The organism is Alphaproteobacteria bacterium (genome assembly GCA_019635875.1).
In the GTDB taxonomy this organism is placed as follows: Bacteria; Pseudomonadota; Alphaproteobacteria; order Reyranellales; family Reyranellaceae; genus JAFAZJ01.
The window spans coordinates 219,656-240,137 of sequence record JAHBYP010000001.1 but is presented as its reverse complement, the minus strand read 5'-3'; the positions used below and the strand labels follow the sequence as shown (position 1 = coordinate 240,137).

The window sequence follows — 20,482 nt, the reverse complement described above, 5'->3', positions numbered from 1 at the left end:
ACTGACGCGCATGCCGCCGCCGCACCCGCCAGCAAGAATCGCCGCCGCAATGTCATCGTGGTGTGTGCTCCAAGAGGTCGGCTGTGAACGTCGACATAAGAGGCCGGTTGCGGAAAAGCGGTGGCGGTTGGTTACGGTCGATGTCCGGGATAGCGCTCGGTGGAGACGGCCTTGCTTTCGCCACCGCGCCGCCTGAACCAGCCCGGAATCAGCATGAAGCGTCCCGCCTTGTGCGCCAGGGGTATGTCGGCAACGAGTCGCGCACCGTGCTCGCGCCGTGCCAGCACGATCTTGCGGCTGTGGAACGCTTCGAGCTCCGGCCGATGGGCGACGCTGAGGATCGTGGCTTCCTTCAGCTGCTCGCAGATCAGGCCCATCAATGCATCCTGACTGTTGGGATCGAGCGCCGACGTCGCCTCGTCGAGCACGACGATGTCCGGCCGGTGCAGCAGGACGCGGGCGAAAGCCAGGCGCTGCTTCTCGCCGCCAGACAGCGTCTGGTCCCAGGGCGACTCTTCCTCCAGTCGCTGGCCGAGATACCCCAGGCCGACCGCTTCCAGGGCCTTCGTCATCTGCTCCGCCGGCCATTGCTCCGCCGGCGCGGGATAGGCCACGGCGCGGCGCAAGGTGCCGGTCGGCACGTAGGGCCGTTGCGGCAACAGGAAGAGCTGCAGGCCGTCGCCGACCTCGATGGTGCCGCCGCCCCAGGGCCACAGGCCGGCGATGGCGCGGATCAGCGTGCTCTTGCCGGTTCCCGATTCGCCCGCGAACAGCACGCGCTCGCCCGGCGCGATCAGCACCTCCGTCTCCTCCACCACCATCGTGCCGTCGTCGAGGGTGACGCTGACGTTGGCCAGCCGCAGCGCCGCATCCTTTGCCACGCCATGATGGATGATGCCGTCGCCCTTCTCGGCGCCTTCCAGAGCCTCCAGCGAAGCCATCAGCGAGGCGATGCGACGTGCCCCGGCGCTCCAGTCGGCCAGCCTTGGATAGTTGTCGACCAGCCAGCCGAAGGCGCTCTGCACGATGACGAAGGCCGACGTCGCCTGCATGACGGTGCCCAGGCTCATCGAGCCGTCGAGGAACTTCGGTGCCGTCAGCATGACGGGCACGACGGCCGCGACCAGGTTGCTGCCCTGCGACACCACGGTCGTGCGCATATGCTGGCCGCAGATCTCCCGCCAGCGGCGCAGCGCCTTGGTGAAGTGGCGCTGCAGCCCGGCGCGCTCTTCCGCTTCGCCGCCGAGCAACGCGATGCTCTCGCCGTTCTCGCGCACGCGGGTCAGCGCGTAGCGATACTCAGCCTCGGCCTGGTTCTTGTCTTCGGACACGCGCACGAAGCGGCGGCCGATGATCAGCATGGAGATGCTGGCGATGCAGGCGTAGATGATCGCCGCCACCACGAGGAAACCGGGCACCGCGATCGTCGCGCCGGCGATCTCGAAGTGCATCGTGCCGCCGATGTTCCACAGCACGACCATGAAGGTGATCGCCGACAGGAAGGCGGAGAGCACGCCGACGGCGAAGTCCACCGGCGCGTCGGTGGCCACACGCAGATCCTCGGCGATGCGGTACTCCGGATTCTGATGCTCGCCGCTCACCAGGTTCAGCTGGTAGTAGCGGCCGTTGGCCAGCCAGCCGTCGAGCACCTTGTCGTTCAGCCAGGCGCGCCAGCGCCGCTGCATCGTCATGCGCAGGAGGACGGCGACGACGCCGAACGTCACGCTGGCCACCGCCAGGGGCACGAACAGGACCGCCATGCGCCAGACGGTGGACGCGTCGCGCTTCTCCAGAGCATCGAAGATCGCCCGATTCCAGCGATTGACACCGTACTGTGCCGCGAGCGTCAGCAGGATAACGACGAGCAGGGCGAGCGTGAGCCACCATGCCCACCGGTATCCCCGGCCGCCCCAGAAGCCGCGCGCACGTCGCCAGAAGACGCCCGTCAGAGCGCGCCGACGGGCGCGCTCGCGCTGCTGCGGGGTCTCCTCGGCATCGACGAGATCGGCAAACGGTTCCGCCTGCGCGGCGGTTTCGGCCATCACGCTGCTCCGCACCAATGACGGAGAGACGCGTTCGCGCCGCGGGCTCCGATTGGTCACCGCAAAACGCGCTGGACGCCGATTCGATCCGCCGAAGCTGCGTCAGGCCGCCTTGGGGTCGACCAACGACATCACGAACCGGCAGAGTTCGACCGGCAGGTAGGGTTTGTCGAAGACATGCACCGAGGGCATGGTGGCAGGACCGCCGCGATCGCCCGAGCAGCGGATGATCGGAACGCCGGGGCGCAGGCTGTGCGCCGCGGCGATGACGTCGTCGCCAGACATGTCAGGCAGGCCGATATCGACAACGATGGCATCGAGCGGTTGCGCGCTTCGCAGCACCTTCAGGGCCGCGCCGCCGGTCGAGGCTTCGAGGCAATGAAACCCCGCCTGCTTGAAGGTCTCGACCAAGACGGCACGGATGAGAAACTCGTCCTCGGTCAGCAGAATGCTGCGCATCGCCCCTCGTGCCGCCCAACGCGGCAGGAGGGAACCCTAATGGACTGCCCTGTCCGATCCAAGCCGGATGGACGGGTACTCCTCACCAGCACCAGGCGCAACCGGAAGGCTCAGCCCGGCGTATGGATCTGGCAGTTCGTCTGGTCGACGTAAAGCTCGGTGCGTGGCCCGCGCACGAACGTGCCGACGCGCTCACCGGGGCCGATCGGTCCGGTCATGACGCGCGTCGCCAGCACGACCTGGCCCGCGTTGGTGAAGCTGCAGTTCACCACCGGCTCGATCGCCATCGGGCTGTTGTTGGTCAGGTAGATCACGGCCATCCACCGCCGGCCCGGATCGGCGAACAGCGACGGCACGTCCATGGTCATGGTCGGCACGTTGGTGTTCGGACCCGAGGTGATCGGCACTGTGCCCAGGACGCGCAGGCTGGCCTGCTGGACGACGACGCCCGGAACGCCACCGGCCTGCGCCCGTGGCTCGAACGCGCGGTCGTCGAACGGCACCGGCGTGCCGTCCTTGCTGACATTGTCGGGCGTCCAGACCTTGCCGGTCACGGGGTCGCGGAACTCGGGATAGCCCGGCATCATGCTGGTCTGCGCGCTGGCCGCGCTGGCGACAAGGAGACCGAGCAGCGACGCCGCACAGATTCGGCCCTTGGTCTTCATGGGAATCTCCATTGATTGCACGGCGACCGCCGTCGAAACGCGGTCCGTCGAAGCAAAGGAAAAACGCCAGCCGCAAACCCCGGTTCCGCCCGGCTCAAGATGCCTTCTTCTTGACCGATATGTGGCCGTTGGTCTCCAGGACGGCCAGTTCGGCCTCGTGCGGCGTGGTGCATTCGTGCTCGCGCAACGCGGTCAGAAGATCGGCCTTCGAGACGTTCACGGTCCACAGCTTCTCGTAGTCGACGCGGCCGTCGCGGATCAGGATCTCAGGCGTGCCTTCCACCAGGCGATCGAACGCTTTCGACCGCGCGCCGACGAAGCCGATCAGCAGATTGATGCCCAGCATGGTGGCGACGACCACGATGGCGGCGGTGATCGAATGGTCGTCGGCGCGAATGGCGTTGGACGCGCCCTCGCTGATCAGCAGCAGCACGGCGAGGTCGAAGGGTGTCATCTGCCCGACCTGCCGCTTGCCGAAGACGCGCAACAGCACCAGCACCGCCACGAACACGATCGCGCCGCGCGCGATCAGCTCCCACACCGGCAATGTCGGCATGAACATGACCGTCCTCCTTGATCTCCCCGAGGCATCAAGGATACGGCCGGCCGCTGGTTGCCTAGATCGTCAGCTCCACCGAGCACACGACGCCGCCAGGACGGAACTCCAGCGACGCACGCCCAAGCTCCGACTTCAGGGCCTGCTCGAGCAGCAGGGAGCCGAAGCCCTTGCGCTGCGGTCGCTCAACGGGTGGGCCGCCCTTCTCCCGCCAGACCAGCTTCACCCGCCTGGTCTCCTCTGCCGGCATCACGCGCCACGTGAGGTGTACCGTGCCGGTGTCGTTCGACAGGGCGCCGTACTTGGCGGCGTTGGTCGCCAGTTCGTGCAACCCCATGCTGAGCAGCGTCACCTTTCCGGCGTCGAGCCAGATGTCATTGACGCCGTCGAGCACGATGCGCTCGGCGTGCCGTTCCTGGAACGGCGCCAGCGCCCGGGCCAGGACCTCGCGCAGGGGCACGCTGCGCAGGTTCTTCAGGGTCAGCAGGTCCTGCGCGCCCGCCAGGGCCTGCAGGCGCCCGGCGAAAGCGGCGTGGTCCTCCGGCGTGACGCTGCCGAGTGTCTGCGAAGCGATCGCCTGGACGACCGAAAGGCTGTTCTTCAGGCGATGCTTCATCTCGCTCAGCAGCAGGTTTGCCTGCTCCTGCGCCCGCCTGCGCTCGGTGATGTCGCGCGCGATCTTGGAGGCGCCGATGACCGTGCCGTCGTGGGACCTGATCGGCGACACCGTCAGCGAGATGTCGACCAGGCTGCCGTCCTTGCGGCGGCGCACGGTCTCATATGGATCGACGCGCTCGCCCCGCACGATGCGGCCGAGGATGCCGGGCTCCTCGTCGAGGCGTTCGGGCGGGATAAGGATGGTGATGGATCGGCCGATCATCTCATCGGCCGTGTAACCGAAGAGCCGCTGGGCGCCGGCGTTCCAGCTCGTGACGATGCCGCGGAGATCCTTGCCGACGATCGCGTCGTCAGAGGAATCGACGATCGAGGCAAGGCGCAGGGCCGACTCCTCGCTGCGCCTGCGATCGGTGATGTCGACCAGCATGTTGACGCCGCCGACGAGTCTGCCGGAAATGTCGAACAGCGGGGTCGGGTACGGGGTGAAGTGTACCCGGGTGCCATCCGGACGCTCGGCGAAGGCTTCGGCACCGCGCACCGCTTCGCCCGTGCGCAACGCGACGGCCATGGGACATTCGTCGTGCGCCATGGCCCGCCCGTCGGGCCAGAACAGCTTCCACGCGCCGCACCAGGTCGCGCTGTCGAGCTCCGGTCGATGTCCCCAGAGCGCCGCAGCCGCTTCGTTGTAGTAGGTGATCCGGCCCTGCGCGTCGGTCGTGTAGATCGCTGCCGGCAGCACGTCGAGCACCGCTCGGGAGAACCCCGGTGCCTCCCGCCGACCTTCCTCGTCCCGTTCAGCCAATGCCACGGTACCGCCGACCCGATCTCTCATGGATTTCCCGTCAGAGGTTCGCTTAACGCCGTGCAGGCTCCGAGAGTTCCTGTGTCGACAATCCCGGTGACGGAAATCGGCCGGCCGCCGATTTCCACCCCTAGAAGTGTCGTCGAGGCCCTGTCCGTGCAGTCGTGACAGGGATTCTCTGGATTCCTGACCGTGTTCGACATGGCAGCACTGCTTACCTTTCCCGCTTGAACGACGCGAGGAACAAAGCGGGCACCATTGCGTTGATCCGACTGCCGCTTTTGTCGAATACCGAGTTGAATGTCGCACATGGCGTCCAATGCGCAGATGCATGGATCCGCTGGCCAGGGTGGGCCGGCGGTGATCCTCGTGGTCGAGGATGACTGGCTCCTGCGCCAAGCGATGGCCTCCGAAATGCGCAATGTCGGCTGGCAGGTCGTCGAGGCCAGCACGGGAGAGGCCGCGTTGTCGCTGCCCGATGCCGTCGGCCGGATCGACCTGGTCGTGACCGATATCCGGCTGGCCGGCGAGCTGACCGGCTGGGACGTCGCGCAGCGCCTGCGATCGCGCTACGCCGATCTTCCCGTCGTGTATGTCTCGGGCAACTCCATGGACGGCGCGCGGATCGTCTCGCGCAGCACCTTCCTCGGCAAACCCTGCGCGCCTGCCGACCTGATGCGCGCCTGCCGCACGGCTCTGGGGTCGGTCGACTCCTCGTCCTCCCCGCTGTCGCGGGCCTAAGCGACACAAAGCACCGGCCGCGCCCTATAGTATCCCTCGACAGGACACTCGAGGGAGAGCCAGCGATGCGCGTCGGCGTTTTCTATTTCCCCACGGATTACGGCATCCACACCGCCGAGCTGGCGCGGGCGCTGGAGGATCGCGGCTTCGACTCGCTGTTCCTCTGCGAGCACACCCACATACCGGTCAGCCGCCGCACGCCCTTTCCGGCCGGCGGCGAACTGCCCAGGCGCTACATCCATACGCACGATCCCTTCGTTGCGCTGTCCTTTGCCGCGGCGGCGACCAGCAAGCTGCTGCTGGGCACCGGCGTCTGCCTCGTGCCACAGCGAGATCCCATCATCACCGCCAAGAGCGTCGCCAGCCTCGACCATATGTCCAATGGCCGTTTCGTCTTCGGCATCGGCGGCGGCTGGAACGTCGACGAGATGGAGAACCACGGCGCGCGCCACGCCACGCGCTTCAAGCTGATGCGCGAGCGCGTGCTGGCGATGAAGGAGATGTGGACCAAGGACGAAGCCTCGTTCCACGGCGAGATGGTGAACCTTGATCCGCTGTGGTGCTACCCCAAGCCCAAACAGAGGCCGCATCCGCCGATCCTGCTGGGTGGCGAGAGCGATCACACGCTGCGTCGCGTGGTCGAGTTCTGCGACGGCTGGTTCCCGCGCCCGCGCGGCTTCGTCGCCAGGGAAGGCGTCGCGCGCCTGAAGGCCATGGCCGAGAGGATGGGCCGCGATTTCTCGACGCTGTCGATCACCGTCTTCGGTGCGCCCAACGAGGCGGCGGCGCTGGCGGATTACGAGGAGCACGGCATCCAGCGCGCCCTGCTGGCGGTGCCCGATCTCGATCGCGACGGCATCCTGGCGGCCCTCGACAAGCTGGCGCCGCTGGCGGCGGCTCACAAGTCCTGAGCTTCCCGGGCAGCGTGGCGGGCGCGTATGCTGGACGCGCCTGTGCATCTGCTGATCGGAAGGAAGCGACCATGATCGACCTGCATTACTGGCCCACGCCCAACGGCAAGAAGGTCACGATCCTGCTCGAGGAGTGTGGCGTGCCGTACAAGATCGTGCCGGTGAACATCGGCCGTGGCGATCAGTTCACCGACGAGTTCCTGGAGATGAATCCCAACCACCGCATGCCGGTGATGGTCGACCACGCGCCCGTGGACGGCGGCAAGCCGCTCGTGATCTTCGAGTCGGGCGCGATCATGATGTACATCGCCGAGAAGGCCGGGAAGTTCTATCCGCAGGACCTTCGCACGCGTTACGACGTCAACCAGTGGCTGATCTGGCAGATGGCCAACCAGGGCCCGAAGACCGGCGAGTGCGGGCATTTCCGCCGCGTCGACCAGGCCAAGAACGGTGATCAGACCTACGCCATCCGGCGCTTCACCGACGAGGCGAATCGGCTTTACGGCGTCCTCAACAACCAGCTCTACAAGCACAAGTACCTGGCCGGCGACCAGTACACGATCGCCGACATGATCTGCTACCCGTGGACCGTCAACTGGAAGTTCCAGGGCCAGGACATCGAGGAGTTCCCCTACTTCAAGCGCTGGTTCGAGGAGCTCGGCGCGCGGCCGGCGGTTCAGAAGGGCATGGCGGTAGGCGCCGACCTTTCGGGCGACGTCACCAAGCTGCCGGCCGAGGAGCAGGAGCGTCGCGCCAAGCTGCTGTACAATCAGCGCGCCCGGCCGGTGAAGGTCGCGTAGCCACACGGACACTGTTGCGCTTGCCGCCCGCAAAGCCCAAACTGACGGGTTGGTACTCGCGCAATGATTGTGGAAAACCTTTCCATTGCAACCGGACACGGCTGTGTCACGATGCAGTGCCTTTTCGATGCGGATCGCGATTCTCCTCGCGCGGTTTCGACGGCAACATGCGGACGCCGGGCCCCCGACCGGCGTCCGCTCTTGTTTCAGTCCCTGTAGTCGTTCCTTGGCTTGACGCGGCTGACCGACGCTGGCCGACTGCGTCATCCGTTCTTGAGGGGGAGTGACTCATGACGCATACACCGGCCAGCATGGCGATCATCGTCAAGAAGGATGGCGAGGGCGACACCACCGCCATGATGCAGGCCCAGGCCGAGAGCTATCTCGCCAACCTCCTGACCAAGGACCGCGTCGCCAACCTCAAGCAGGCGATGAACGACGTCTTCGGCGGCCGCGGCAAGGCGAGCGGCGCCCACACCTTCGCCGGCCAGCCGGTGCTGCACGCCTCGTCGGGCAACATGCAGAAGAGCGTAACCCTGTTCTTCTACATGTCGGGTGTGAACGCGAAGATCTTCGCCATGGGCCAGCACAGAAGCTCGAGCAGCTACACCGTCAGCGAGTACGGCCAGCGCGGCACCGACTTCCAGCTCGGCAAGACGATCTCGCTCTGAGGCGCCCTGCGGCGACGTAGCGCCGGCAGCATGCGCCTCGGCGGGCAGCCCCTCCGGCTGCCCACAGGGCGCCGCTACTGTCGCAGCACCTCGAGCACGGCCTGGCGCAGCTCGTCGGCCGCCTTGGCCACTTCGGTCCTGCCGTCGGCGCTCTGGAACGAAGGCCCGACCATAGCGAAGACATAGTGGCTGGCGCCGTCGACCATCGGCACCACCATGTAGCGCGCCTCGGACGTGCGCAGCGAAGCCTCGCAGGTGGTGAACAGCCGGGTCACGCGTTGCGAGCGCTGGTCGGGCGCCGTGCCGGAGTGGAAGCGGCCGCCACCGCAGGCGCGCCGATCGGCGGCGATGATCGTGCCCGCGATCGCCGAGGCGTTGAACCCGCTTTGCGCCGGCACGATGTCCAGCACCCCTGTCAGCAGGTCGGCGCGCCACGCCAGGTCGGCGCGTGCCGATTGCGCAACGTTCAGGTCGATCGCCTCGCGCTCGCTCATCGGCCGAAACCCCTGCATGCCCGGCAAGGCCAGGATCGCCGACAGGGTACGCGCCGCCTCGACGCGCTGCTGCGCAGAGCTCTCCGGCCACAGCCGCCGTGTATTGGCCGGCGGCGGCGCCGATGACGGTGCCGGCTGAGCGACGGGCTGCGTTGGCCGCGGGTCCGCCGGCTGCGGCACGGTGATCGGTCCCGGGCGAGAGGCTCCTGGCGGCGGCGACGGCGGCGAGGGCTGGAGCGACGGCTGTGGCGACGGCTGTGGCGTGGCGGAAGCGAGCTGGGTTCGGGTGCAGTTGATCAGCACGGCCAGCGCCGCGCTGGTGCCCAGGAGGCTGAATTGGAAGCGGTCGCTGCCCGAGACCATGGTGAGCTGATTGCCGCGGCGGAACAGGTCGAAAAGCGTGGCCTGCGCGGGCAGCTCGGCGACGGCGAATTGCCTGTTGACCGCTTTGGCCTGCAGGGTGCCGGCATTGATCCCGTCGACGGTCAGCGATACCGGGTAGCTCTGCCCGACATTGAGGTTCCAGGTCGTTCGACTCCAGCCGACGCGCCACGTGTAGTTGTCGGAAATCGCGAAGAACATCGAGATGCCACTCCGATACGCGGTGCTCATGGCGCAATGCGAGAAGCGGCGGGTGGTATCGTTGGTATAGGCGGCACCCTTCCAGTTGCCGCTCTGGAACTGCGTGCCGTTGACCAACTCGGCGCGCGCGGCGACGCCGACCATCAACACCGCCGCGAAAGCGATGGCCCCGAACAGACGCATTGTGGGTTCCGTCAAACGCGCAAAGGTCTCTTCGGACAGTGTAGCCGCCAGGCCCGCGCGCTTCAACGAATCAGGCACCAAAGCGCGGCGTGAATCCCTCGCCCCTGGGATCGACTCGGCACACGAAGGGCGCACCGAAATGCGCCGGCATCAAGAGCGCGCCCGAGCCGGCGCAATCCTCCAGTACCTGGCGGCGGCTCCTGCGCGCGTTGACCTGGTCGGCGCAGGCGAAGCTGTTCCACTCCGGATGATAGACCTGGATGGCGTGATGCAGGATGTCGCCACAGAACAGCGCCTTCTGCCCTCGAGAGGCGAGATTGATCGCCACCGTGCCCGGGGTGTGGCCGGGCCGCGGATCGAGCGAGAGATGCTCGTCGACGGTGTGCGCGCCGTCGACCATCTGCGACAGCCGCGCCTCGACGATCGGGATCACGCTGTCGCGGAACGAGCCCTGGTTGACCGGCCCGGTCGCGGGATCGCTGTCGAGCTTGAGGTAGTGGTCGTAGTCGGCGCGGCTGAAGACGTATTTCGCATTGGGAAACGTCGGCACCCAGCGGCCGTTCTCCAGTCGCGTGTTCCAGCCGACATGGTCCATGTGCAGATGGGTGCACATCACGATGTCGACCTGCTCCGGCCTCACGCCGGCGGCGGCCAGCCGCTCCAGATAGGGCGTATTCATCATGTCCCACATCTTGCGCAGCGGGCGCGGCTTGTGGTTGCCGACGCAGCCGTCGATCAGGATGCGCTTGCCGCCGACGGTGATCAGCCAGCTGTGCACGCTGAGCTTGATCATGCCGCTCGCCGGATCGTAGTGGTCGGGCAGCATCCAACCGTAGTGCTTCTCGACGATCTCCGGCCGCCAGTCGGAAAAGAATCTCGCCGCATCGAAGTTCGGCTCGTAGGTTTCCTCGATGCGCGTGATCGTCGCGTCGCCGATCTTCACCGCGTCCATTGCGCCCCTCCCATGCACGGTACTCCTTGCCTCGATCCTAGCGTGTCCGCCGGGCCGCGATACACTGTCTTCAGAACCAACGAGGGAGAGCGCCCATGCCATTGCCGGCCGATGTCGACACCACCAGCCCGAAGTATCTCCGCGACAAGTACGCCATCGTCGGCGTCGGCGAGACGACCTACACGCGCGGTTCGGGCATCACGACGCGCGCGCTGGGCAGCTGGGCGGTGCGCAACGCGATCGCCGACGCCGGCTTGAAGCCCTCCGACATCGACGGCATGCTGTCCTACCAGTCCGGCGACTCGACCTTCGGGCCGTTCATCGCCGGCGATCTTGGCATCAGGCTTAACTTCTACATGGACGTCTTCGGCGGCGGCTCCTCGACCGAGGCGCTGTGCGGCATGGCGATCGGCCTGATCGAGGCCGGCATGTGCAAGACGGTGGTGATCTTCCGCGCCATGAACGGCTTCTCGCAGGTGCGCATCGGCGGCACCGGCGCGCGCGCCGCGGCACCCGTGCTGGGCGACATGCTGCACAACCGCGCCTATGGCTGGCAGAGCGCCGGGCAGATGTTCAGCCTCACCTTCATGCGCCACATGCACGACTACGGCACGACGCCGGCGCAGGTCGCCGCCGTGAAGGCGATCCACAGCGAGCACGCCGGCAACAATCCCAAGGCCTACTACAAGGATCGCGTCACGGTCGAGGACGTGCTCAACAGCCGCATCATCTGCAAGCCGCTGCACCTGCTCGATTGCTGCGTCGAGACCGACAACGGCACGGCGATTGTCATCACCTCGGCCGACCGCGCCAAGGACTGCAGGCACACACCGGCGTTGATCCGCGGCGTCGTCGGACGCTGCAATAAGCCGCGCATGGACATGCACTACCAGCACGGCCCGATCTCCACCGTGGCCGGCCACTACGGCAAGGACATCCTGTGGCCCAACGCCGGCGTCGGGCCGGAGGACGTCGACATCACCGGCTCCTACGACGCCTTCACCTTCACCACCATGCTGCAGCTCGAGGATTACGGCTTCTGCAAGAAGGGCGAGGGCGGACACTACGTCAGCGACGGCACGATGCGGCTGGGCGGCAGGCGGCCCAACAACACCAGCGGCGGCCATCTCTGCGAGGGCTACACGCACGGCGTGAACATGGTGGTCGAGAACGTGCGGCAGCTCAGGCACGACGTCGACGACTCGTGCCCCATCGGACCCGACGGCAAGCGCCAGCACACCTATGACTACCGACCCGGCGGCTGCCGGCAGGTGAAGAACGTCGAGGTCAGCGCCAATCTCGGCTGGGCGATGCCCGGCACGGGCTCGGCGATGGTCATGCGGCGCGGCGCCTGAGGGAGGATCGCATCATGGCCATCAGCGCGACCTATCTCGGCATGCCGCTGGAGATCAACGATCTCGACGTCGAGAACCTCGAGTACTTCAAGCACTGCGCGGCGCACGACTTCCACCTGCAGCGCTGCGATGCCTGCGGGCTGCTGCGCTACCCGCCGACCACCGGCTGCCCGTTCTGCGCCCACGCCAAGTCGACCTGGACGCGGGTCGAGGGCAAGGGCGCGGTGCATTCCTATTCCGAGGTGCATCACGCCATCCAGCAATCGTTCAGGCAGCACACGCCCTATCTGATCCTGCTGGTCGATCTCGACACGCAGAAGGGCAAGCCGACCGAGCACCAGGCGCTGCGCGTCGTCGGCAACCTCGCCACGCCAGACGGCAAGCTGGCGCCGCCCGACATGGTCAAGCGCGTCGGCATCGGCAGCCGCATGCGCATGGTCTTCGCCGACGTGGCGCCCGGCCTGTCGATTCCGCACTGGACGATCGACGAGACCGCGCAGCAGCCGGCGAACCCATGGCGGTATCCGGAGTAGCGCTCAGGCGACGCCCTCCGGCACGCGCAGCGGGACGCGCAGGTAGCGGGTGCCGTTGGCGTCGGCCGGCGGCAACCGCCCGGCGCGCATGTTGACCTGGATCGAGGGCAGCAGCAGGACCGGCGCCGCCAGCGTCGCATCGCGCTGCTTGCGCATGGCGACGAAGGCGGCCTGATCGACACCGTCACGCACATGCACGTTCCTGGCCCGCTGCTCGCCCACCGTGGTCTCCCAGGCATAGGTATTGCGGCCGGGTGCCTTGTAGTCGTGGCACATGAACAGGCGGGTCTCGGGTGGCAGTGACAGCAGGCGCCGGATCGAGGCGTAGAGCGTGCCCGCATCGCCGCCGGGGAAGTCGGCACGGGCGGTGCCGTAGTCGGGCATGAAGATCGTGTCGCCGACGAACACCGCGTCGCCGATCCGATAGGCGACGTCCGCCGGCGTGTGGCCCGGCAGGTGCATCACCTCGATCTCCAGGCCACCCAGCCTCAGGCGCTCGCCGTCGCGCACCAATCGGTCGAACTCCCGACCTTCGCCGCTGACGTCGGCGGCGTTGAACACCGGCCCGAAGATGCGCTGCACGTCGCGGATGTGCTCGCCGATCACGACGGCGGCGCCGGTGCGCACCCTCAAGTACTGCGCGGCGCTCAGGTGATCGGCATGAGCGTGGGTCTCGAGGATCCAGTCCACCCCGCACCCGCGGTCGGCGATGCGCGCGAGAAGCCTGTCGGCGGAAGCGGTCGACACCTTGCCGGAGCGGGGATCGTAGTCGAGCACGGGATCGACGATCACGGTCCGACCGGTTGTGGGGTCGGCAACCAGGTAGCTGATGGTGAAGGTCGCTTCATCGAAGAAGGCCTCGATGTCGGGTGATGACGTCATCTGTCGTGTCTCCAATGTGGATACTTGACAGATATATTAGTATATACTAAATTAGCAATACCTAAACAACAGCAGCGACCATGCCGACAGCAGCAACCCGCATCGACGCAAAAGCACTGGAAAGCAGGGCCGCGGAGGTCGCCGACCTGCTTCGCGCCCTGGCCAACGATCGGCGCCTGCTGATCCTGTGCCGGCTCATGGAACAGGGGGAGGAGACGGTCGGCGCGCTGGCGAATGACGTGGGCCTGTCGCAATCGGCGCTGTCCCAGCATCTCGCCCGGATGCGCGAGGAAGGGATCGTCGCCTTCCGCCGCGAGGCGCAGACGATCTGGTACCGCATCGCCGATCCCCGCATCGGCACGCTGCTGGCAACGCTCCATCGCCTCTACTGCCGGGATTGAACCGCTTTCTCTGGAGGATCGACCATGACGCTTCCCGCTATCGCCCCACAGGCCGCCCGGCAACTCATCGACCAGGGCGCGATCCTCGTCGACATCCGCGAGCTCGACGAGCATCGCCGCGAATGGGTGCCGGGCGCACGCCACGAGGCCCTGTCGCGCCTGGCGCCGATCCACTCCGCCGGCGCGCGGGCGATCGTCTTCCACTGCCGCTCCGGCGCGCGCACCAAAGCCAACACGCAACGCCTCGCCGAGGCCGCGGCCTGTGACGCGTACATCCTGGAAGGCGGCATCGAAGCATGGAAGAAGGCCGGCCTGCCGGTGGCGGTCGACCGCAGGCAGCCGCTGGAGATCATGCGCCAGGTGCAGATCACCGCCGGCAGCCTCGTGGTGATCGGCGCGGTGCTGGCCCTGACCGTGGCGCCATCATTCGTCGCGTTGTCCGCGTTCGTCGGCGCCGGGCTCGTCTTCGCCGGTGTCAGCGGCTGGTGCGGCATGGCAAAGCTGCTGGCGATGATGCCGTGGAATCGTCCGGCAAGAGGCACGGTCGCATGATCGCGGCCTTCGCTCCGGCCGCGCTGGCGCTCGGCTCCGGCGCCGCGATCGGCGTCGTGCTCGCGCTGATCGGCGGCGGCGGATCGATCCTCGCCGTTCCCCTGCTCGTCTATCTCGTCGGCATGCCCTCGACCCACGCCGCGGTCGGCACCGCCGCGCTGGCGGTCGCGGCAAACGCCAGCTTCAGCCTGGGACTGCATGCGCGGCGCACGCGTATCCACTGGCCCTGCGCGGCGGTGTTCAGCATTGCCGGGGTCGGCGGCGCACTGCTGGGCGCCGCCCTCGGCAAGGCGACGGAGGGACAGAGGCTGCTGGCGCTCTTCGGGCTGGTCATGATCGTGGTCGGTGCGCTGATGTTGCGCTCGCGACCCGCCGGCGGCGACGATGTCTGGCTGACGCGCGGCAGCGCCTCGCGCCTGGTGCCACGCCTCGTCGGTCTGGGCGCCGGAGTCGGCGTGCTGTCCGGCTTCTTCGGCATCGGCGGTGGCTTCCTGATCGTGCCGGGACTGATGATGGCGACAGGCATGAGCCTGGCGGCCGCCACAAGCGCCTCGCTCGTGGCTGTCACCGCGTTCGGCCTGGCGTCGGCGTCGAGTTATGCCTGGTCGGGTCTGATCGACTGGCGCATCGCCGGACTGCTGATCGCCGGAGGCGTGGCCGGTGCGATGCTGGGTGCCCGCGCCAACGCCGCGCTGGCCCGACACAAGACGGTCCTGACCCGGCTGTTCGCCGGTTTCGTGATCACCGCCGGCCTCTATGTCAGCCTGCGCGGCATCCTCGCGCTCTACGGCTGACACCACAGCCCTCAGGCAATCCCGCCATCGACCTGGATGTTGGAGCCCGTGGTGAAGGACGACGCATCGCTCGCCAGGTAGAGCGCGGCGGTGACGATCTCCTCGGGCTGGCCGCTGCGCTTGAGCGCGGCGCTACTGTTCTTCTTGTGCTCCTCCGGCCAGGCATCCGAGATGTCGGTGAGGAAGCGGCCGGGCGAGATGGTGTTGACCCGCACCTTGGGGCCGAACTCGAAGGCGAAGCCGACCGTCATCGCGTTCAGCCCCGCCTTGGCGCCGGCATAGGGGATGATCTGCGGCCGCGGCCTGAGTGCGCCGACGCTGCTGACGTTGATGATGCAGCCGCCGTCGCCCTGCATCATGCGGCTGCCGATCAGCGCGTTGAGACGGAACGGGCCCTTGAAGTTCAGCGAGATCACCCGGTCGAACAGCTGCTCGCTGGTTTCCACGGAGGACGGCGCGATCGGCGAGCTGCCAGCGTTGCACACCAGGATGTCGACCTTGCCGAAGGCGGCATAGGCGGCGTCGACCAGCCCGTCGAGTTCCTCCCAGCGCGCCACGTTGCAGTCATAGGGCAGCGCGCGGCGGCCCATCGCGCGCACCTCGGTGGCGACCTTCTCGCACGAGTCGATCTTGCGGCTGGTGATCACTACGTCGGCGCCGCGCTCGGCGAAGGCCAGCGCCATCTGGCGGCCCATGCCGCGGCTGCCGCCGGTGATGAGCGCCACCTTGCCGGTGAAATCGAACGGGTCCTTCTTCACGTCTCGCTCCCTTGTGCGCGGCTGCCGGAGGAGTAGCCTAGCATCCATCGGGACAGCCGAGTTTCGCCGGGAGGAAACCATGGTCTACACGCTCGACGAATTCTGCCGCGACGCGCACGACGCGCTGAAGGGCACGCCCGGCCGCGATGGCCGCGAGAAGGTGCGCGTGCTGCTGGAGAAGCTGCTGACCAACAAGGACTTCGTCGAGAAGGCGGTGGGCGAGAATGCCCCCAAGGGCCGCACCACGCTCTACGAGGACAAGGAGCTGGGCTTCGTCGTGCTCGGTCACGTCAACAATGGCGCACACAAATCGCCGCCGCACGACCACGGCCCGTCCTGGGCGGTCTACGGCCAGGCGATCAAGCACACCGACATGACGGTGTGGAAGCGCCTCGACAAAGGCGACGGCGCCGGCCCGGCGGAACTCGAGCCGGTGAAGACCTACCGCCTCGAGCCCGGCCATGCCGGCTGCTATGACGTCGGCGACATCCATTCCATTGACTATCCCGAGGGCTCGCGCTTCGTGCGCGTCACCGGCCGCGACCTCGACTACGTGCAGCGGCTGAAATACGACCTGGCGCAGAAGAAGGCATTAGTGATCGAGAGCGCCTCGGCCTCGGGCTAGTCGCGATCCTCGGGCGGTGGGCCGAAGAAGCCCACCATCAGCGCGATGCGACCGTCGGCGCCGAACTGGCCGAAGTCGACGGATTTCGGCCCGGGACCACCGTTGGCGTTGATCAGCCGCCAATGGAAGCGGAAGCGGCCGTGATGCGCATCGACGGCGCTCATGAGGACGAGCCGCGCGCCCGGACGTTCGCGCTGCTTCTGCTCGATGCGCGCCGACAGGGCGGTCGCGCCGACGAGGTACACGCCCGGATCGGTGTAGACGCCGTCCTCGGCCCAGCATTGGCGCAGGAGTGCGTCGCGCCGAGCCTCGTTGGGCTCGTTCCAGGCAGCCATGTAGGCGTCGATGATCTCGGACATTGCGACCCTCTACCACGGCCCCATCGGTAGCGGGACCGGGCGACCGAGATAGCCCAGCGCGCCATGCGCGGCGGTAACCGCTGTCGCGAAGGTCGCCTGCAGCAGGTAGCCGCCGGTCGGTGCCTCCCAGTCGAGCATCTCGCCGGCGACAAACACGCCGGGGATGCGCTTGAGCATCAGCGCATCGTCGACCTCGTCGCGCGCGATGCCGCCGGCGGTCGAGATCGCGCGCTCGATTGGGCGGGCGGCGACGACGATCACGGGCGCGCGCTTGATCCGCGCCGCGATCTCGGCCGGCGTCGCGCCGAACCGGTTCTCGTGCAGCAGCGCCACGGCGGCGGCCGACAGGCCAATGCGGCGCAGGATGGTAGACAGGGAGCGCGCGCCGCGCGGCTCGGACAGCCGCCGGCCTATATCGGACTCGTCGAGATCGGGCAGCAGGTCGACATTCACGACCGCGCGACCATCGCGCAGGATCGCCTCGCGCAGGGTCGCCGCGAGCGCATAGACGGCGCCGCCCTCCAGGCCGTGCGCGGTGATCATCGCCTCGCCGCGCACCCGCTGCTCGCCGAACGACAGCGCGATGCGCTTGAGCGGCTGGCCGGCGAAGCGCTCGCGCAGGTGATCGCTCCAATCGACCTCGAAGCCGCAGTTCGCCGGACGCAGCGGACTGACGACGACACCGCGCTGGCGCAGAATGCCGACCCACGATGCGTCTGAGCCCAGCCGCGGCCAGGATGCGCCGCCGAGGGCCAGCACGCTCGCATCGGCACGGATGTCGGCCCAACCCAGCCAGCGGTGCTGCGTCTCGATGCGCACGCCCAACGAATCGAGCCGACGCTGCCACGCGCGCAGGAGCGGCGAGGCCTTGAAGCTCTTCGGAAACACGCGGCCGCTGGAGCCGACGAAGGTCTCCTCGCCCAGCGATGCGCACCAGGCCCGCAGCGCCGACGGCGGAAACGCACCGAGCATCGGCGTCAGCCAGTCGCGCGCCTCGCCGTAGCGCGACAGGAATGCCTCGCGCGGCTCGCTGTGCGTGAGGTTCAGCCCGCCGCGGCCGGCCATCAGCAGCTTGCGGCCGACCGTTGGCATGCGTTCGTAGACCGTCACCGCGCAGCCGCCGCCGGCCAGCACCTCGGCCGCCATCAGGCCGGCGGGGCCGCCGCCGACCACAGTCACCGTGGGCTTCATGCTGGCGCGCCCTGTCGCGCTGCGATTAGGATGGTCGGGGCGCGCCACTCCAGTGGCGCGTCTTTGGTGAAACGAGCTGAGACGCGCCACTGGAGTGGCGTGCCCCCAGCACAAGGAACTCTCGCATGAAGACCCGTGCCGCGATCGCGCTCGAGGCCAAGAAGCCGCTGGTGATCGAGACTGTCGACCTCGAGGGACCGCGCGCGGGCGAGGTGCTGGTCGAGATCAAGGCCACCGGCATCTGCCACACCGACGAGTTCACCTGGTCGGGCGCCGATCCCGAGGGCCTGTTCCCGGCGATCCTCGGCCACGAGGGCGCCGGCGTCGTCGTCGATGTCGGGCCCGGCGTGACGTCGCTGAAGAAGGGCGATCATGTCATCCCGCTCTACACGCCCGAATGCCGGCAGTGCAAATCGTGCCTGTCGGGCAAGACCAACCTTTGCACGGCGATTCGTGCAACGCAGGGCCAGGGCGTGATGCCCGACGGCTCGAGCCGCTTCTCGCTGGGCGGCAAGAAGGTCTTCCACTACATGGGCTGCTCGACCTTCGCCAACCATACAGTGCTGCCGGAGATCGCGCTGGCGAAGATCCGCGAGGACGCACCCTTCGATAAGGTCTGCTACATCGGCTGCGGCGTGACCACGGGCATCGGCGCGGTGATCAACACCGCGAAGGTCGAGCCCGGCGCCAACGTGGTGATCTTCGGCCTGGGCGGTATCGGGCTCAACGTCATCCAGGGCGCGCGGCTCGCCGGCGCCAACAAGATCATCGGCGTCGACATCAACCCGGCGCGCAAGCCCCTGGCCGAGAAGTTCGGCATGACGCATTTCGTCAACCCGAAAGAGGTCCAGGGCGATCTCGTGCCGTACCTCGTGTCGCTGACCGACGGCGGCGCCGACTACAGCTTCGAATGCATCGGCAACGTCGAGATCATGCGCCAGGCGCTGGAGTGCTGCCATCGCGGCTGGGGCGTGTCGGTGATCATCGGCGTCGCCGGGGCCGGCCAGGAGATCAAGACCCGGCCGTTCCAGCTGGTCACCGGCCGCGTCTGGAAGGGCACCGCCTTCGGCGGCGCCAAGGGCCGCCGCGACGTGCCGAAGATCGTCGACTGGTACATGGACGGCAAGATCAACATCGACGACCTGATCACGCACAAGCTGCCGCTGGAGCGCATCAACGAAGGCTTCGACCTGATGCACAAGGGCGAGTCGATCCGCAGCGTGGTGGTTTACTGATTACCTTCCCCCGGGGGAAGGTAGAGTGAAAAGGGCCGGCGTTTCGCCGGCCCTTCCGTTTCAGCCCTTCACGCACACCATCTGGCGCAGCGTGTGCACGATGTCGACCAGGTCGGTCTGCGCCGCCATGACGGCGTCGATGTCCTTGTAGGCGCCGGGCGTCTCGTCGATCACCTCGGCGTCCTTGCGGCACTCGACGCCTGATGTCGCCGCTTCGTGGTCCGCCAGGGTGAAGCGGCGCTTGGCCTCGGCGCGCGACATTGCCCGCCCCGCGCCGTGCGAGCACGACATGAAGCTGTCGCGGTTGCCCTTGCCGCGCACGATGTAGGAGCGCGCGCCCATGCTGCCGGGGATGATGCCGAGCTCACCCTCCTTCGCCGAGACCGCGCCCTTGCGGGTCAGCCACACGTCGTTGCCGAAGTGCCGCTCCTTCGACACGTAGTTGTGGTGGCAGTTCACTGCCATCGCCGTGCCGTCGACCGGCCGCCCGAGCGCTTCGCCGATGGCGCGCAGCGTCGCGGCCATCATGATCTCGCGGTTCGTCCGGGCAAACTTCTGCGCCCAGTTCAGCGCCTTCAGGTAGGCCCCGAAATGCTCCGAACCGTCAGGAATATAGGCAAGGTTCTCGTCCGGCAGGTTGATGAACCAGCGCCGCATGTCCTGCTTGGCGAGCTCGATGAAGAGCTGGCCGATGGCGTTGCCGATGCCGCGCGAGCCCGAGTGCAGCATCACCCACACGCGGTCCTTCTCATCGAGGCAGACCTCGATGAAGTGGTTGCCGGTGCCCAGCGTACCGGCGTGCGAGGGCATGCGCTTGGCCGCGCGGCTCAGCGCTGGACGCGTCTCGACGACCTTGTCCAGGCCCTCGCGCAGCTCGGCGATTGCCTCGGCGACCGGCGGCGGGACATTGCCGCGCCAGGTCCCGGTGTCGTTCTCGCGGCCGTTGTCGGTGCGGCCGTGCGGCACCGCCGCCTCGATCGCCGTGCGCACGCCGAGCAGCGAGTCCGGCAGGTCGGACGCGGTCAGATTGGTCAGCGACGCGCACATGCCGCAGCCAATGTCGACGCCGACGGCTGCGGGCACGATGGCGCCGCTGGTCGGGATCACGCTGCCGACCGTGGCGCCCATGCCCCAATGCACGTCGGGCATCGCCGCGACGTGCGGGCCGACGAAGGGCAGCGACGCCACGTTGCGCAGCTGTTGCGCCGCGTTGTCGGCCACCATCACGCCGCGCGTCCACATCTTGATGGGCTTGTGACCGTCCTGCGCGAGGACGTCGTAGCTACGTCCGCTCATCTCAGCCTCCTTGGGGGCGCGCCTT

The 20,482-nt window shown here is 67.6% G+C and carries 23 protein-coding genes; 11 read left to right on the top strand and 12 right to left on the bottom strand.

The features are described 5' to 3' along the window. Window positions 1-131: 131 nt before the first annotated feature. The 5 genes from KF889_01160 to KF889_01140 all read right to left on the bottom strand — a co-directional run bounded on the left by KF889_01160 (window position 132) and on the right by KF889_01140 (window position 5,172). Window positions 132-2,042 carry an ABC transporter ATP-binding protein/permease gene (locus tag KF889_01160; GenBank protein ID MBX3498025.1) on the bottom strand — a complete coding sequence of 637 codons (1,911 nt, stop codon included), beginning with the start codon at window positions 2,040-2,042 and terminating at the stop codon, window positions 132-134. A 102-nt stretch (window positions 2,043-2,144) separates the two neighbouring features. Then, window positions 2,145-2,501: a response regulator gene (locus KF889_01155; protein MBX3498024.1), complete on the bottom strand. Its 357-nt coding sequence runs from the start codon at window positions 2,499-2,501 to the stop codon at window positions 2,145-2,147. A gap of 110 nt (window positions 2,502-2,611) precedes the next feature. After that, window positions 2,612-3,166, bottom strand: a complete 555-nt coding sequence (locus KF889_01150; GenBank protein MBX3498023.1) for a hypothetical protein — start codon at window positions 3,164-3,166, stop codon at window positions 2,612-2,614. A gap of 94 nt (window positions 3,167-3,260) precedes the next feature. Then, window positions 3,261-3,728: a DUF421 domain-containing protein gene (locus tag KF889_01145; protein ID MBX3498022.1), complete on the bottom strand. Its 468-nt coding sequence runs from the start codon at window positions 3,726-3,728 to the stop codon at window positions 3,261-3,263. A 55-nt stretch (window positions 3,729-3,783) separates the two neighbouring features. Then, window positions 3,784-5,172 carry a PAS domain S-box protein gene (locus KF889_01140; GenBank protein ID MBX3498021.1) on the bottom strand — a complete coding sequence of 463 codons (1,389 nt, stop codon included), beginning with the start codon at window positions 5,170-5,172 and terminating at the stop codon, window positions 3,784-3,786. A gap of 279 nt (window positions 5,173-5,451) precedes the next feature. Here KF889_01140 and KF889_01135 point away from each other — a divergent pair, with 279 nt between their 5' ends. The 4 genes from KF889_01135 to KF889_01120 all read left to right on the top strand — a co-directional run bounded on the left by KF889_01135 (window position 5,452) and on the right by KF889_01120 (window position 8,265). Continuing rightward, entirely contained in the window at window positions 5,452-5,883 is a 432-nt protein-coding gene (locus KF889_01135; protein MBX3498020.1) for a response regulator, read from the top strand. Between the two features lie 65 nt (window positions 5,884-5,948). After that, window positions 5,949-6,794 carry an LLM class F420-dependent oxidoreductase gene (locus KF889_01130; GenBank protein ID MBX3498019.1) on the top strand — a complete coding sequence of 282 codons (846 nt, stop codon included), beginning with the start codon at window positions 5,949-5,951 and terminating at the stop codon, window positions 6,792-6,794. Window positions 6,795-6,865: 71 nt separating this feature from the next. Continuing rightward, window positions 6,866-7,594: a glutathione S-transferase N-terminal domain-containing protein gene (locus KF889_01125; GenBank protein MBX3498018.1), complete on the top strand. Its 729-nt coding sequence runs from the start codon at window positions 6,866-6,868 to the stop codon at window positions 7,592-7,594. Between the two features lie 311 nt (window positions 7,595-7,905). Beyond that, on the top strand, window positions 7,906-8,265 hold the full coding sequence (locus KF889_01120; GenBank protein ID MBX3498017.1) for a hypothetical protein: 360 nt from the start codon (window positions 7,906-7,908) through the stop codon (window positions 8,263-8,265). Window positions 8,266-8,339: 74 nt separating this feature from the next. On the opposite strand, the gene KF889_01115 is transcribed toward KF889_01120, so the two are convergent. After that, window positions 8,340-9,524, bottom strand: coding sequence for a hypothetical protein (locus tag KF889_01115; GenBank protein MBX3498016.1), 1,185 nt, complete (start codon window positions 9,522-9,524; stop codon window positions 8,340-8,342). Window positions 9,525-9,594: 70 nt separating this feature from the next. Beyond that, window positions 9,595-10,476, bottom strand: a complete 882-nt coding sequence (locus tag KF889_01110; GenBank protein MBX3498015.1) for an MBL fold metallo-hydrolase — start codon at window positions 10,474-10,476, stop codon at window positions 9,595-9,597. A 95-nt stretch (window positions 10,477-10,571) separates the two neighbouring features. Between KF889_01110 and KF889_01105 the strand changes: the two genes are divergently transcribed. Together KF889_01105 and KF889_01100 are read left to right on the top strand one after the other, a co-directional pair. Then, a complete protein-coding gene (locus KF889_01105) occupies window positions 10,572-11,831 on the top strand; it encodes a hypothetical protein (protein MBX3498014.1) in 1,260 nt (419 codons plus the stop codon). Between the two features lie 14 nt (window positions 11,832-11,845). After that, window positions 11,846-12,364, top strand: coding sequence for an OB-fold domain-containing protein (locus tag KF889_01100; protein ID MBX3498013.1), 519 nt, complete (start codon window positions 11,846-11,848; stop codon window positions 12,362-12,364). Window positions 12,365-12,367: 3 nt separating this feature from the next. Here KF889_01100 and KF889_01095 read toward each other — a convergent pair whose 3' ends face one another. Further along, window positions 12,368-13,246 carry an MBL fold metallo-hydrolase gene (locus tag KF889_01095; protein ID MBX3498012.1) on the bottom strand — a complete coding sequence of 293 codons (879 nt, stop codon included), beginning with the start codon at window positions 13,244-13,246 and terminating at the stop codon, window positions 12,368-12,370. Window positions 13,247-13,326: 80 nt separating this feature from the next. Here KF889_01095 and KF889_01090 point away from each other — a divergent pair, with 80 nt between their 5' ends. Genes KF889_01090 through KF889_01080 form a run of 3 tightly spaced genes read left to right on the top strand, consistent with a single transcriptional unit; the run spans window position 13,327 to window position 14,993 of the window. Further along, window positions 13,327-13,647: a helix-turn-helix transcriptional regulator gene (locus KF889_01090; protein ID MBX3498011.1), complete on the top strand. Its 321-nt coding sequence runs from the start codon at window positions 13,327-13,329 to the stop codon at window positions 13,645-13,647. Between the two features lie 24 nt (window positions 13,648-13,671). Next, window positions 13,672-14,199 carry a rhodanese family protein gene (locus KF889_01085; protein MBX3498010.1) on the top strand — a complete coding sequence of 176 codons (528 nt, stop codon included), beginning with the start codon at window positions 13,672-13,674 and terminating at the stop codon, window positions 14,197-14,199. Continuing rightward, a complete protein-coding gene (locus tag KF889_01080; protein MBX3498009.1) occupies window positions 14,196-14,993 on the top strand; it encodes a sulfite exporter TauE/SafE family protein in 798 nt (265 codons plus the stop codon). The genes KF889_01085 and KF889_01080 overlap by 4 nt, the downstream gene beginning before the upstream one ends. Before the next feature lie 11 nt (window positions 14,994-15,004). Here the strand turns inward: KF889_01080 and KF889_01075 are convergent, their stop codons facing one another. Next, entirely contained in the window at window positions 15,005-15,799 is a 795-nt protein-coding gene (locus KF889_01075) for an SDR family oxidoreductase (protein ID MBX3498008.1), read from the bottom strand. Between the two features lie 31 nt (window positions 15,800-15,830). Here KF889_01075 and KF889_01070 point away from each other — a divergent pair, with 31 nt between their 5' ends. Then, window positions 15,831-16,376 (top strand): hypothetical protein, encoded by a 546-nt coding sequence (locus KF889_01070; protein ID MBX3498007.1) that lies wholly within the window; start codon window positions 15,831-15,833, stop codon window positions 16,374-16,376. Here KF889_01070 and KF889_01065 read toward each other — a convergent pair. Next, the gene (locus KF889_01065) at window positions 16,373-16,735 is read right to left on the bottom strand and encodes a nuclear transport factor 2 family protein (GenBank protein MBX3498006.1); all 363 of its coding nucleotides are present in this window, start codon (window positions 16,733-16,735) and stop codon (window positions 16,373-16,375) included. The genes KF889_01070 and KF889_01065 overlap by 4 nt on opposite strands. A gap of 9 nt (window positions 16,736-16,744) precedes the next feature. Next, window positions 16,745-17,926 (bottom strand): TIGR03862 family flavoprotein, encoded by a 1,182-nt coding sequence (locus tag KF889_01060; GenBank protein MBX3498005.1) that lies wholly within the window; start codon window positions 17,924-17,926, stop codon window positions 16,745-16,747. A gap of 125 nt (window positions 17,927-18,051) precedes the next feature. Here KF889_01060 and KF889_01055 point away from each other — a divergent pair, with 125 nt between their 5' ends. Next, complete coding sequence (locus KF889_01055; GenBank protein ID MBX3498004.1) at window positions 18,052-19,161, top strand: S-(hydroxymethyl)glutathione dehydrogenase/class III alcohol dehydrogenase; 1,110 nt, start codon at window positions 18,052-18,054, stop codon at window positions 19,159-19,161. A 60-nt stretch (window positions 19,162-19,221) separates the two neighbouring features. Here the strand turns inward: KF889_01055 and KF889_01050 are convergent, their stop codons facing one another. Further along, window positions 19,222-20,457 carry an RtcB family protein gene (locus tag KF889_01050; protein ID MBX3498003.1) on the bottom strand — a complete coding sequence of 412 codons (1,236 nt, stop codon included), beginning with the start codon at window positions 20,455-20,457 and terminating at the stop codon, window positions 19,222-19,224. Window positions 20,458-20,482: the final 25 nt, after the last annotated feature.

Bases quoted from the DNA above. Each gene is read 5' to 3' on its own strand.
- KF889_01150 (MBX3498023.1), bottom strand. From the start codon at position 3,166: ATGAAGACCAAGGGCCGAATCTGTGCGGCGTCGCTGCTCGGTCTCCTT.
- KF889_01100 (MBX3498013.1), top strand. From the start codon at position 11,846: ATGGCCATCAGCGCGACCTATCTCGGCATGCCGCTGGAGATCAACGAT.
- KF889_01115 (MBX3498016.1), bottom strand. From the start codon at position 9,524: ATGCGTCTGTTCGGGGCCATCGCTTTCGCGGCGGTGTTGATGGTCGGC.
- KF889_01125 (MBX3498018.1), top strand. From the start codon at position 6,866: ATGATCGACCTGCATTACTGGCCCACGCCCAACGGCAAGAAGGTCACG.
- KF889_01095 (MBX3498012.1), bottom strand. From the start codon at position 13,246: ATGACGTCATCACCCGACATCGAGGCCTTCTTCGATGAAGCGACCTTC.
- KF889_01105 (MBX3498014.1), top strand. From the start codon at position 10,572: ATGCCATTGCCGGCCGATGTCGACACCACCAGCCCGAAGTATCTCCGC.
- KF889_01130 (MBX3498019.1), top strand. From the start codon at position 5,949: ATGCGCGTCGGCGTTTTCTATTTCCCCACGGATTACGGCATCCACACC.
- KF889_01120 (MBX3498017.1), top strand. From the start codon at position 7,906: ATGGCGATCATCGTCAAGAAGGATGGCGAGGGCGACACCACCGCCATG.
- KF889_01155 (MBX3498024.1), bottom strand. From the start codon at position 2,501: ATGCGCAGCATTCTGCTGACCGAGGACGAGTTTCTCATCCGTGCCGTC.
- KF889_01085 (MBX3498010.1), top strand. From the start codon at position 13,672: ATGACGCTTCCCGCTATCGCCCCACAGGCCGCCCGGCAACTCATCGAC.
- KF889_01065 (MBX3498006.1), bottom strand. From the start codon at position 16,735: ATGTCCGAGATCATCGACGCCTACATGGCTGCCTGGAACGAGCCCAAC.
- KF889_01140 (MBX3498021.1), bottom strand. From the start codon at position 5,172: ATGAGAGATCGGGTCGGCGGTACCGTGGCATTGGCTGAACGGGACGAG.
- KF889_01110 (MBX3498015.1), bottom strand. From the start codon at position 10,476: ATGGACGCGGTGAAGATCGGCGACGCGACGATCACGCGCATCGAGGAA.
- KF889_01060 (MBX3498005.1), bottom strand. From the start codon at position 17,926: ATGAAGCCCACGGTGACTGTGGTCGGCGGCGGCCCCGCCGGCCTGATG.
- KF889_01055 (MBX3498004.1), top strand. From the start codon at position 18,052: ATGAAGACCCGTGCCGCGATCGCGCTCGAGGCCAAGAAGCCGCTGGTG.
- KF889_01050 (MBX3498003.1), bottom strand. From the start codon at position 20,457: ATGAGCGGACGTAGCTACGACGTCCTCGCGCAGGACGGTCACAAGCCC.
- KF889_01145 (MBX3498022.1), bottom strand. From the start codon at position 3,728: ATGTTCATGCCGACATTGCCGGTGTGGGAGCTGATCGCGCGCGGCGCG.
- KF889_01160 (MBX3498025.1), bottom strand. From the start codon at position 2,042: ATGGCCGAAACCGCCGCGCAGGCGGAACCGTTTGCCGATCTCGTCGAT.
- KF889_01070 (MBX3498007.1), top strand. From the start codon at position 15,831: ATGGTCTACACGCTCGACGAATTCTGCCGCGACGCGCACGACGCGCTG.
- KF889_01080 (MBX3498009.1), top strand. From the start codon at position 14,196: ATGATCGCGGCCTTCGCTCCGGCCGCGCTGGCGCTCGGCTCCGGCGCC.
- KF889_01090 (MBX3498011.1), top strand. From the start codon at position 13,327: ATGCCGACAGCAGCAACCCGCATCGACGCAAAAGCACTGGAAAGCAGG.
- KF889_01075 (MBX3498008.1), bottom strand. From the start codon at position 15,799: ATGGATGCTAGGCTACTCCTCCGGCAGCCGCGCACAAGGGAGCGAGAC.
- KF889_01135 (MBX3498020.1), top strand. From the start codon at position 5,452: ATGGCGTCCAATGCGCAGATGCATGGATCCGCTGGCCAGGGTGGGCCG.